General features: G+C 66.9%; 8 protein-coding genes. 6 read left to right on the top strand and 2 right to left on the bottom strand.

What is annotated here, in order from left to right; translation table 11 throughout:
- Positions 1–353 precede the first annotated feature (353 nt).
- The gene (locus tag ACERNI_RS16895; RefSeq protein ID WP_448834411.1) at positions 354–1,808 is read left to right on the top strand and encodes an MFS transporter; all 1,455 of its coding nucleotides are present in this window, start codon (positions 354–356) and stop codon (positions 1,806–1,808) included.
- A 277-nt stretch (positions 1,809–2,085) separates the two neighbouring features.
- A complete protein-coding gene (locus ACERNI_RS16890; protein ID WP_448834410.1) occupies positions 2,086–3,306 on the top strand; it encodes an ABC transporter substrate-binding protein in 1,221 nt (406 codons plus the stop codon).
- A 47-nt stretch (positions 3,307–3,353) separates the two neighbouring features.
- On the opposite strand, the gene ACERNI_RS16885 is transcribed toward ACERNI_RS16890, so the two are convergent.
- The gene (locus ACERNI_RS16885; RefSeq protein ID WP_448834409.1) at positions 3,354–3,629 is read right to left on the bottom strand and encodes a hypothetical protein; all 276 of its coding nucleotides are present in this window, start codon (positions 3,627–3,629) and stop codon (positions 3,354–3,356) included.
- Positions 3,630–3,767: 138 nt separating this feature from the next.
- On the opposite strand from ACERNI_RS16885, the gene ACERNI_RS16880 reads away from it, so the two are divergent.
- From ACERNI_RS16880 to ACERNI_RS16865, 4 genes are all read left to right on the top strand, one after another.
- On the top strand, positions 3,768–4,817 hold the full coding sequence (locus ACERNI_RS16880; RefSeq protein WP_448834408.1) for a hypothetical protein: 1,050 nt from the start codon (positions 3,768–3,770) through the stop codon (positions 4,815–4,817).
- A 285-nt stretch (positions 4,818–5,102) separates the two neighbouring features.
- Positions 5,103–8,771 (top strand): bifunctional proline dehydrogenase/L-glutamate gamma-semialdehyde dehydrogenase PutA, encoded by a 3,669-nt coding sequence (putA, locus tag ACERNI_RS16875; protein ID WP_448834407.1) that lies wholly within the window; start codon positions 5,103–5,105, stop codon positions 8,769–8,771.
- A 145-nt stretch (positions 8,772–8,916) separates the two neighbouring features.
- Positions 8,917–9,846 (top strand): arginase, encoded by a 930-nt coding sequence (gene rocF, locus ACERNI_RS16870; protein ID WP_448834413.1) that lies wholly within the window; start codon positions 8,917–8,919, stop codon positions 9,844–9,846.
- Positions 9,843–10,901: an ornithine cyclodeaminase gene (locus tag ACERNI_RS16865; protein ID WP_448834406.1), complete on the top strand. Its 1,059-nt coding sequence runs from the start codon at positions 9,843–9,845 to the stop codon at positions 10,899–10,901. The genes rocF and ACERNI_RS16865 overlap by 4 nt, the downstream gene beginning before the upstream one ends.
- A 37-nt stretch (positions 10,902–10,938) precedes the next feature.
- Here ACERNI_RS16865 and ACERNI_RS16860 read toward each other — a convergent pair whose 3' ends face one another.
- Positions 10,939–12,039, bottom strand: coding sequence for a hypothetical protein (locus ACERNI_RS16860; protein ID WP_448834405.1), 1,101 nt, complete (start codon positions 12,037–12,039; stop codon positions 10,939–10,941).
- Positions 12,040–12,098: the final 59 nt, after the last annotated feature.

The following is a 12,098-nucleotide window of genomic DNA, read 5'->3' as shown; positions in this document are numbered from 1 at the left end:
TGAATGTCGATCCGTCCTAGCGCGCCTTTCCGGCCAGCCGGGATCGGCTAATCGATCAGCGTTCGCTCAAAACAGGGCGAACTGGAGCCGCCATCAGGGCGCCGCGCCATGACGTGCGGCGGATTTGCCCTCGCCGCCAGCAGGCCGCGCGGCCCGGTTCACCACAGACCCACGTCTCGAGGCCATCCGGCTCCAACTGCCCGCCTCAAGCCATCCTTCGCGCGCGATGGGCGCGGGCGCGAAGGGGAGCAGCGGGATGCTGGCCGTGCGTTTGTGGACGGGCGTCATGCGTCCAGCGCACCTTGCCTGACGGCGTCATCGTACGGATGCTGCGATGTGAGGCGGGAGGACATATGCTGAACAGCAGCGCATCGGACATGGCGGCGCCCGTGAGCGCTGCCGCCGCGCAACCGGAACTGCGCGGGATTGGGCTGGTCACCCTGCTGACCGGCGCGTTCCTGTCGGTGATGAGCGGCATCATCGTTTCGATCGCCATTCCGAGCATCCAGGCGGAATTTGGCGCCAGCCCCACCGTCTCTTCAATCATCGCCTACTACGGCCTGGCTTATGGCCTGGCCCTGATTACGGGTGGACGGCTGGGCGATCTGTATGGCCGCCGCAGGCTGTTCGTCATTGGCATGGGCGGCTTTACCCTGGCGTCGCTGGCCTGCGCGCTGGCGTCGTCACTGACCATGATCATCGTCGCGCGCGTCGCCGCCGGCCTTTCCGCCGCATTGCTGTTTCCCCAGGTGCTGTCGATCATCCGCGTGGCGTCCGGGAGCGACGCCGCCCGGGCGCGCAATCTTTCCGCCTTTGGCGTAACGCTTGGCCTGTCGGGCACCATGGCGCAATTGCTGGGCGGGCTGCTGATCAGCGCCAATATCTACGGTCTGGCCTGGCGTTGGGTCTTCGTTCTTTGCATTCCAATCGGCCTTGCAGCTTGCGTGCTGGGGCCGCGCGTCATTCCGGAAAGCCGCGCGCCAGGGCGCGCGCGTCTTGATCTGGCGGGCGTGGCGCTATCAGCCGCCGGCTTTGCGCTGATCCTGTTCCCCCTGGTGGAGGGACGGGCGCTGGGCTGGCCGGCATGGCTGCCCATCCTGCCCCTGCTGGCGGCGCCGATATTCGTCCTGTTCGCGCGCGATCAGTTGGGGAAGGCGCGCTCCGGCCGGGATCCGCTCGTCGATCTGCGGCTGTTCGCCCATGGGCCCGTGGCCGGCGGCGTTATTGTCGCTTTTCTCCTGCACTCGACGATTGTCTCGATGCCGTTCGTCCAGGCCATGTATCTTCAGGTGGACCTTGGCTATTCAGCGCTCCACGCCGCGCTCATCATCGCGCCGGCGGGCGTTGCCTTCATCTTCGCCTCCATGCTGTGCGACCGGCTGGCCCCGCGCATTGGCATGGGCGTCACCATGCTCATCGGCGCCGGGCTCGCCATCGCCGGCTATCTGCTGTGCATCCTCATCGCCTGGGTAACGCCGGCGATACCGGCAGGGTGGCTGGGGCTTGGCCTTGTGGTCGTCAACTGCGGCCAGGGCCTCTTCATGCCGCTGATGCTGAATGTGGTGCTGGCCAATGTGCCGCCGGAAAAAGCAGGCTCCGCATCGGGGGTGGTGTCCACGGCCCAGCAGGTCGGCGGCGCTTTTGGCGTCGCCATTGCGGGGCTGCTGTACTTCGGAATGCTCGCCCGCCATGCCGGCGAAGCGGCGGGCCCTGCCGCCGCATTCGGCCTGGCCACCGCCTACCCAGTGCTGGCCATGACGCTTTGTATATTGACCCTGCCGCTCATGTTCCCGCGTAACCGTTCATAACCGCGCCAGAACTGTCGCCGCCATCTGAACCAGCGGGCGCGCAACATCCCGGCAGACTGCAAGTGGAGACAAGCCGTCAGCGCCAAATTCGCCCGACATCAACTTGTTCTCGTACAGTAATTTCCCAAGATTTAGAAAGGTGATCCCGATTTACTCATGTTGAACGGAAACTGTTTCAGCATGACGTGAATTGACGGGATGGCAATTCGCGCCATCCCATAAGCAAAAATACATGGCGGCCTGTCAAAGGAATCGCCTCAAAAAAGGGAGTAAACGCATGTTTCGCATGTCGAATTGTTCGACGCGCGCGCGGACCTGGCTTGGCCTTGCCGCGCTCACCGCCGCCGTGCTGGCCGGTGGCCAGGCACTTGCGGACGCAAAATATGGGCCGGGAACCTCCGCCACCGAAATTAAGGTCGGCCAGACCATCGCCCACAGCGGACCTGCCTCGGCTTATGGCCGGCTTGGTCAGGCCGAGGCCGCCTATTTCAAATGGCTGAACGAAACGAAGGGCGGCGTCAACGGCCGCAAGATCACCTTCATCAGCCGCGACGACGCCTATCAGACGCCGAAGGCTGTCGAGAACGTCCGCGCCCTCGTCGAGAACGACGAAGTGGCGGTGGTTTTCGGCAATCTCGGCACGCCAATCAATATGGCGATCCGTCCCTATCTGAACGCCAAAAAGGTCCCGCTTCTGTTTATCGCGGCGGGCTCATCCGCGTTCAACGATCCGAAAAACTATCCATATGTCATGGGCTGGCAGCCAAGCCTGCATGAAGAAGCCGCCTTTTACGCCCGGCATATCCTGAAAACAAAGCCTGACGCCCGGATTGGCGTGCTGTACCAGCACGATGATTTCGGCAAGGATCTGCTCGGCGGCCTGAAAGCCGGCCTCGGCGACAAGGCCGGCAAGATGATTGTCAGCGCCCAAAGCTTCCAGGCGTCTGACCCGACCATCGACAGCCAGATGGTCATTCTCAAAAACGCCAACGTCGACGTGCTGTTCCTGTTCGCTTATGCGAAGCAGTGCGCGCAGGCGCTGATCAAGCGGTCAGACCTGAACTGGAAGCCAATGACATTCCTGCATCTCGGCTCCGCCTCCATCGGCTCGACATTCAAGCCGGCTGGCCTCGAGCGCTCGGCGGGCGTCCTGACGGCCGGCTTCCGGAAAGACCCGGATGATCCGCAGTGGAAGAGCGACCCTGTCGTTCAGTGGTACTTCAACTGGATGAAGGAGAACATGCCGGGGGCCGATGCAACCGACTCCATGTACTCCTCAGGCATTTCCTACGCCATGGCGCTGGAGCACGTGCTGAAGATGGCCGGCGACAACCTGACGCGCGAAAACATCATGAAGCAGGCGTCCAATATCAAGGACTACCAGAACCCGTTCCTGCTGCCGGAAGGGCGGATCAACACCACGCCCGACAATCATGCGGTCATTACCTACATGAAGCTGCAACAATTCAACGGGAAGGGCTGGGAATTCGTCGACTGACCCGGCTCTTGGCGGAGCCCGCCTGACGAAGGCGGGCCCGCTCTGCTTCACCGCGTGTTGGCGTTCCAGTTGAACTGCACGCCGTTCTCCAGCTGAATGTTGCCCCCGGCGCGGCCAGCCCCTGTGCGGAATGCATCCTGACTGGTGCGGTAATGACCATCGACATAGCTGCCGTAACCATTGACCTGGGGGGCGACGTGCTCGCGGAATTTGGCGTTGTAATCCTGGGCGCCGTATCCGCGATCGCGGGCGCTGGCGGCGGTGGACGCCATGGCGATCATTGCGGCGGTAATGGCGGTTGCGATGGTTGCGGATCTGATCATCTGAAGCCCCCGTGGTCTGATGGCTGAACTTCACCACGGAACCCGCCGGCCCGAGGTGCGGCGCTGCACATGGACTGAACAGCGGCCGCCACAGGCATGCCGGAAAAATCCCCCACCCCTTTTACCGGAGCGTCGACATTGACCACCACCATCCGGCCGGCGCCTGACGTCGCGGCGTTTCGCGCCATTGAACTGATCTATCATGCGTATCTGACCGGAACGATCCTCCAGTTGGTGACGCGGGCGGGACCGCAACTTGCCGCCGGGGTTGTCTTCAGGACCTTCCGCCGTCAGCAGCTGGCGCGTTTCGTCCCCGGCCTCGCCAAGCTTGGCCTTGACCAGCTTCCGCATGCCGTGGCCTGCGCCCAGTATCACTACCTGTCCAATCAGGTCGGCGGCGTGAAGGTCGAATATGTCTATGAAAACGACCAGAAGGCGTGGGTGCGCTATCCGCCGCCACGCTGGATCTGGTCGGGCACGGCCATCTGCGGCATCCCTTCTGAAGTCTCGCGCGCCATGTTGTGGGGCTGGCACGCCAACAATGGCGTTGTTCTTGGCAATCCAAGGATTGGTTTTGTCTGCACCGGCCAGACCGTCGACGGGCAGCCGGGGCTTGAGGGCTACTACAAGGAATGGGACCACGACCTGGCGCCGGAAGAACGGCTGCAGTTTTCACCAGGCGAGCGTTGCCCCGCGTTTGATCCGGCCGTGGCGCCCCAGCTGCCGGAAGGAAACTGGCCGGAAGAACGGCTTCAGAAAACGCTGCGCAATTATGCGATGGAATACATCACCTCCATCGTTCCCGAAGCCGTCGCGGCGCTCGGCCCCGAGCAGGGCGGCCATATCGCTGGCGCCGCCGCCCGGCTCATCGGCATGCATACCTTCGATGACGTCGCCGCGCTGCTGGGCGGCGTTGCCCCCGGCAAGGCGGGTTTTGCCGAAGCCTTTGTCCGTCTGGCCAGGGGCCAGGGCGACGACGCGCAGATCAGCCGCGAGGGCGACGCCATCATCGTTCGCCAGACATCGTGGCGGTTGATGGCGGAACGGGAAAACCTGTCGCCGCGCGTCTTCGATGCCTGGAACGAGCTGTGGGTCGGCGCGGCGCTGGCGCATGACCGCTTCATGCGCGTGGAGGTGATTGAGCGCCGCGACCAGGGCGACGCCCACTGGGCCTGGCGCTTTCGGTAGGGCCCTCCGCTCCCCCCGCGCTCTGACGACATGCGAGGCGGCCTCCCGTTGCCTTCCAGCGTGGCGGCCGGCTCGTTTGCCGCTCTGGCCAATGGTGAAACCGCTATCATTCCCGGTTTTGGTGTATGCTTCCGGCAAGGCGATTTGCCGTGCCGCCGGGGCTGCCCCCCAGGTGAGGAAGATCGCCCCTGACGTCCTGGGCAGCGACGGGATCGGCAGCCATGGCGGGTCGCGCAGGCGGTCCGCCATGAACGGCCCCCGCTCCAGGCATTCTGGAGGCGCTTCATGCAGCCGCGAGCCGCCAGCATTGCCCCCGACGAATTTCTTGAACCCTTTTCATGCTTCGCTCCCCCGGTTCAGCCTGCCAGCGCCCTGAGGCAGGCGATCACCGCGGCGAGCCTGACGCCTGAACGCCAATGCCTGCCCCCGCTCCTCGCCGCCGCCCGGTGCGCCGATGAAGCCGCGGTGCGGGCCCGGGCGCGTCAGCTGACCGAGACCCTGCGCGCTGGAGGGGCCGACGGCGTTCGCGCCGTGCTGCAGGAATATTCCCTGGCCAGCGACGAGGGCCTGGCCCTGATGCGCCTGGCCGAGGCGCTGCTGCGCATTCCGGACGCGGCGTCGCGGGACGCCATGTTGCGCGACACCATTGCGGGCGGCCACTGGCAGGAGCATCTGGGGCTGGACCGCCCCCTGCTGGTCAACGCGGCCACATGGGGGCTGCTGGTCGCCGGGCGGCTGGTGGGCGGCGGACCTGACGGGGAGGCCCAGGCATCGCTGGAGCAACTCCTCGCCAGGGGCAGCGCGCCAGTCATTCGCGCCGGAATGGATTTCGCCATGCGGCTGCTGGGCGAGCAGTTCGTATCCGGCAGCACCATCGAGGCGGCGCTGGCGCATGGCGCGGTGCGCGAGCGGCGCGGCTACCGTCACTCCTATGACATGCTGGGCGAGGCCGCGGTCACGGCAGAAGACGCCAGCCGCTATGCCCGCGATTATGAACACGCCATTGGCGCCGTCGGCGCCGCCGCGCGCGGGGCCGGCTGCAAGCGCGGCCCCGGCGTATCGGTCAAGCTGTCAGCGCTGCACCCCCGCTACAGCCGGGCCCAGGCGGCGCGGGTCATGGCGGAGCTGACGCCGCGCCTCAAGGCGCTGGCGCTGCTCGCCCGTCGCCATGACATCAGCCTCACCATTGACGCTGAGGAAGCTGACCGGCTCGAACTGTCCCTCGACCTGTTCGAACGCCTGAGGCTTGATCCCGATCTCGGCGGCTGGGCGGGCCTTGGCTTTGTGGTTCAGGCCTATGGCAAGCGCTGTCCGCACGTCATTGACTGGCTGGTCGATCTCGCCCGCCGTTCCGGCGAGCAGATCATGGTGCGGCTGGTGAAAGGCGCCTATTGGGACACGGAAATCAAGCGGGCCCAGCTCGCCGGCCTCCCCAGCTTCCCGGTGTTCACCCGCAAGGTCTATACGGACGCATCATGGCTGGCGGGCGCGCGACGGCTTCTGGACGCGGACGGCGCGATTTACCCGCAATTCGCGACCCACAATGCGCGCTCGGTCGCGGCGGTGCTGGACATGACCGCCAACCGCGACCGCGACAGTTTTGAATTCCAGTGTCTGCACGGCATGGGCGAACCGCTTCATGACCAGTTGCTGGCCGGGGGCGTCGCCTCGCGGATCTACGCGCCGGTTGGCCCCCACGGCGCCCTGCTCGCCTATCTGGCGCGGCGCCTGCTGGAGAATGGCGCCAATTCGTCATTCGTGCGTCTGGCCGCCGATCCCGAGGCCCCCGTCGAGGCGCTGATCGCCGACCCCGTCGCCACGGTGGAGGCGATGCCGGATCCCGGCGCGCCCCATCCGGGTATCCGCGCGCCGGCCGATCTGTTCGCGCCCATGCGGCGCAGTTCCATGGGAATGGATTTTGCCAGCGAGACCGACCTCGCCGCTTTGTGGCGGGGCCTCAACGCCTCGCTCGCCCGGACGTGGCGCAGCGCGCCCTCCACGATGGCGGAGATGGCGGCGCGCCAAACGGAGCGGGCGATCGTCAACCCCGGCGATCACCGCGACCGGATTGGCGTGAGCCGTGATCTGGCCCCGGAAAACGCGGGGGCCGTGGTCGCGGCGGCCCGCATCTGGCCAGGCGCCTCCGGCGTGGAGCGCGCCGCCTGTCTGGAGCGCGCCGCGGACCTGCTGGAGGCGAGCGCGTCGACGCTGGCGGGGCTGCTGATGCGGGAGGCCGGCAAAACCGCCGCCAACGCCTTGGGCGAGGTGCGCGAGGCTGTCGATTTTCTGCGCTATTACGGCGCGCAGGCGCGCAATCTGCCGCCCGACGCCCCACCGCTGGGCGTGATGCTGTGCATCAGCCCGTGGAACTTCTCCCTCGCCATATTTGTCGGCCAGATCGCCGCCGCCCTCGCGGCCGGCAACGGCGTGATCGCCAAACCGGCGGAGGAAACGCCGCTGATCGCGGCCGAGGCGGTCCGCATCCTGCACGAGGCCGGCGCGCCGCGCGCCACGCTGCAACTGGCGCCAGGCGACGGCGCCGTGGGCGCGGCGCTGGCGGCGGAGCCGGGCGTCGCCGGCGTGCTGTTCACCGGATCGACCGCCGTGGCGCGCAAGCTCAACCTGCAACTGGCGGAGCGGGTCGGCCCGGCGGGAGAAGCGCCGCTGCTGATCGCGGAGACCGGCGGCCTCAATTGCATGATCGTCGATTCCTCCGCTTTGACGGAGCAGGTGACGGCGGACGTCCTGATATCCGCGTTCGACAGCGCCGGGCAGCGCTGCTCGGCCTTGCGGGTGTTGTGCCTGCAGGAGGAGATCGCCGACCACACCCTGAACATGTTGCGCGGAGCGATGGCTGAACTCGCCATCGGCCGCAGCGACCGGCTCGCGGTCGATGTCGGCCCGGTGATTACCGCCGAAGCCCGGGAGGCGCTGGAGGCGCACGTTTCCCGCCTGGCCGCCGCCGGCAAACGCGTCCACCGGCTGCCGCTGCCGGACGGGACGCGCCACGGAACATTCGTCGCCCCGACCCTTGTCGAGATCGACAGTCTCGACGACGCGCCCGAGGAAGCGTTCGGCCCGATCCTGCATGTATTGCGCTGGCGTCGCCCCGGACTCGACGCGCTGGTTGACGCCATCAATGACAGGGGCTTTGGCCTGACCTTCGGCCTGCACACGCGTCTCGACGCGACCATCGCCCGGGTCACGTCCCGGATCCGGGCTGGCAATGTCTATGTGAACCGCAACATGATCGGCGCCGTGGTCGGGTCCCAGCCCTTCGGTGGCCGTGGCCTTTCCGGCACGGGGCCCAAGGCCGGCGGGCCGCTCACCGTCGGCGCCCTGCTCGCCGCCCCCGCGCCGTCCGCAACCTGCGGCGTCTGCACAGGCGCGGCGGAGGCATTCGCGGCCTGGCTGGATGACGGTGGGCAGGCGCCAGCCGCCGCGATGGCCCGCGCCATGGCCTGGCGCGCCCGGCCGCCTGGACGCGAGGCCCTGCCCGGCCCCGCCGGCGAGGACAACAGCCTGCGCATCGGGCCTGCCGGAACCGTTCTGCTGGCGCCTGTCACGACAATGGGGCTGTACGGCATGGTCGCCGCGACGCTTGCCGCCGGCAACCAGGCGGTCATCATCAGGGGCGATCTGCCGAAGCTGGAGTTGCCGCCAGACGTGGCGGCTCACCTGACATGGCGTGCGGATCCCAACAGCCTTCCGGCCATAGACGCAGCGCTTCTTGAAGGAGCCCCCAGCCGGCTGAAGGACCTGCGCCGGCATCTGGCCATGCGCGAGGGGCCAATTGTCCCGGTCCTGTCCGCGACGCCGGAAGCGGTCGCGGCGCGGCCAGACCTTTGGGCGCTGGACCGGCTGCTGGCTGAAACCGCGCTCTCCATCAATATCGCGGCGGCGGGCGGCAATCCGGGTCTGCTGGCGCTGGATGCGAATGGCGGACCAGGCTGACCAACCCTGCGCGCGAGCAGACGGCCCGGCGGGGATATGAGTTTACGGAAGGCGCCCGGCCAGGGCCCCACCACTGGAATCGCGCGCCAGGAAGCGTTTCCTCGAGAGGCGCCACATGTCGAACGGAACGGGCGGCTGCATGAGCATGATTTGCAACATTATTGGCGCGCCAGTGGAAGACGGGGCCGGCCGCCCCGGGTGCATCATGGGGCCGGCGGCGTATCGCACCGCCGGCCTGCTCCAGGCCATCGCCGGGCTGGGGCACACGGTGATCGACCATGGCGATATCCGGCCGACAGCCATCGCCCCGCTGCCGATGGCGCACCCCAATCCCGCCCTCCGCAACCTGTCAGCGGTCGCCGCCTGGACCACGGCGATCGCTGACGCAGTCTGGCGCGCTGGCGACGCGGGCCTGACCATCTGCCTCGGCGGCGACCACAGCCTGTCCGCCGGAACCCTGGCGGCGCGGGCCCGCCTGTGCGCGCAAAGCGGGCGCAAGCTGTTTGTGCTGTGGCTCGACGCCCATACGGATTTTCACACGCTCGACAGCTCGGTTTCCGGCAATCTGCACGGGGTTCCGTTGGCCTATGCCTGCGGACTTCCTGGATTCTCCGGCTATTTCCCCGATCTTCAGGCGCGCGTTGATCCGGCCCATGTCTGCCTGATGGGGCTGCGCAGCGTTGACGCCGATGAGCGGCGCGCTATCGCCCGGAGCGGCGCCATCACCCACGACATGCGGGCCATCGACGAGCGCGGCCTGGCGCCGCTGTTGCGGGCGTTTCTTGAGCAGGTCGCGGAAGCCGGCGGCGTGTTGCACGTCAGCCTCGACGTGGATTTTCTCGACCCCGGCATCGCCCCGGCGGTCGGCACAACCGTCCCGGGCGGCGCCACTGTGCGGGAGGCGCACCTGATCATGGAAATGCTGTGCGACAGCGGCCTCGTCGGCAGCCTCGATCTGGCCGAGCTCAACCCGTTTCTCGATGAGCGGGGCCGCACGGCGACCCTGATGGTCGATCTTGTCGCCAGCCTGCTCGGCCGGCGCGTGCTCGACCGTCCGACCAGGAGCTTCGCATGAGCGCGCCCGCCCGCAATGTTGTGCCGTTCGTCAGCGTCGACAGCATGATGCGGCTGATCCACGCCATCGGCATTGAAGCCTTCCTGGCCGGGCTTGGCGCTTGTCTGGAGGAGGATTTCCGGCGCTGGGAGGTTTTCGACAAAACGCCGCGTCTGGCCTCGCACAGCCGCAATGGCGTGATCGAACTGATGCCAACCAGCGACGGAGCCCTGTACGGCTTCAAATACGTCAACGGCCATCCGCGCAACGCCGCCCAGGGGCTGCAAACCGTAGCGGCGTTTGGCTTGCTGGCCGACGTCGGCAGCGGCTATCCGATGCTGTTGAGCGAAATGACCATGCTCACCGCCCTGCGCACCGCAGCGACCTCGGCGATGGCCGCCCGCTATCTGGCCCGCCCCGATGCGCGCGCCATGGCCATCGTTGGCAACGGCGCCCAGGCGGAGTTCCAGGCCATCGCCTTCCAGACGCTGCTCGGCGTCAACCGTCTGCGGCTCTACGACATCGACAGGGCCGCGAGCCTCAAGTGCGCCCGCAATCTGGCCCGGCGTGGGCTCGATCTCACGATCTGCGACAGCGTCCAGCACTGCGTGGCCGGCGTCGACATCATCACAACAGCCACCGCCAGCAAGCAGCGCGCGGTGATTTTGAGCGACAACATGGTCGGCGCCGGCGCGCACATCAACGGGGTTGGCGGCGATTGTCCCGGCAAGACCGAACTGCAACGCGAACTGCTGCTGCGCGCTGACATATTCGTCGAACATCTGCCGCAAACGCGCACGGAGGGCGAAATCCAGCAATTGCCGGCGGACTATCCGGCCACCGAGCTGTGGCGCGTGCTGACGGGGCAAGCGCCAGGCCGCGCCTCCGCGCAGCAAATTACCCTGTTCGATTCCGTTGGCTTCGCCATCGAGGACTTCTCGGCCCTGCGCTACGTTCGCGACCAGCTGACGCCGGAATTCTATGAAGAACTTGATCTGCTCGCCGACCCGGACGACCCTCGCGACCTGTTCGGCATGCTGATGCGCGCCGCGCCGGCAGCCTCCGGCCCGTACTGAGCGGCAATGGCTCCAGGGGGGCTGTCCGCCATTCTGATCAGGCGCCGACCGTCCGCCACGCGAGGCCGCCGACGCCGATGCCCAGCGCCCGGCGATCGGCGGCCGCGGCGTCGGCAAGGTCATATCCGCTGACCGGCGCGACGCCACAGCTCATGGGGATGGCCGGAAACGTCGGACGCGCCGCGATGGCGGCCAGCATCCCTGTCAATGCGCGCAACTTGTCCGCCTCGTTGCCGGCCCCGGCCGTTGTCCACCAGACGAGCCTGTCAGCGCCGACGCGCCGCAACGCCACCGTTCCCGGACAACAGACGGCGATGGCCTGCGCGATGGCCTGGATATCCGCCTCGCCGAATTCCCCCGCCGACGCGCGCTCGAACAGCAGGCGGTCAATGCGCAGCGACCACAAAAACCCGGCTTCGCGCGCCTCCCCCTCCGGCGACTGGCTCCCACGCGCTGTCAATACCGACAGATTGTGCTCCAGCGCCCGCGTGAAGGCGCCAATTCTGCCGATGCTCTCGGACAGCGCCAGGTTAATGTAGCCGATGGATACGATCGACGCCGCCGACATGCTCAGAAAAATGACATGCCAGGTTGTCGCCGCGTACCTGTCCTGCAGGCCCGGAATCATTTCGTCGACATGGACGATCCGGATCAGCATGGCGCTGGCCACGAAAACCCAGAGCCCCAGCCGGATGCGCCGTCCCCAGAGCGTCAGCCCGCCACGAATGAGTTGCGCCCCGGCGATCCCCACGAGGGTCAGGGACAGAAGGGAATACAGGCGGGTCGCCATGTGGGGATCGGCGCGAAAGCTCGCGAACATGCTGGCGATGGCCCAGATAACCCCGGGACCCGCGAGCAGCAGGGGGACAGGCCTCATGCCATCAACCGCCCGGGCGCCCTGAATAAACAGGGATGTGCCCGTCAACAGCAGGATGTTCGCCGCGACATTCGTCAGCAGAAAAGGAAAGCCGAAGTATCTGGCGCCCATGAACCCCGCGCCAACGCCAACAGTGACAAAGCCGGCGCCAAACCAGAACAGCTCCTGGCCATCGGGCAGGCCGTTCCAGCGAACAAGAAAAATGCCGCCCTGGATCAACGACCACAGGGCGATGGCGGCGACAAGCGTAGCAAGGTCCACAGCCATCTCCCGGACGTCCGGTTGGAGAACCTGCTACCTATAGATCACCGGATCTGCCG

The organism is Camelimonas sp. ID_303_24 (assembly GCF_053543495.1).
The sequence above is the reverse complement of the archived record's forward strand: the minus strand, read 5'-3'. Positions and strand labels throughout refer to the sequence as shown.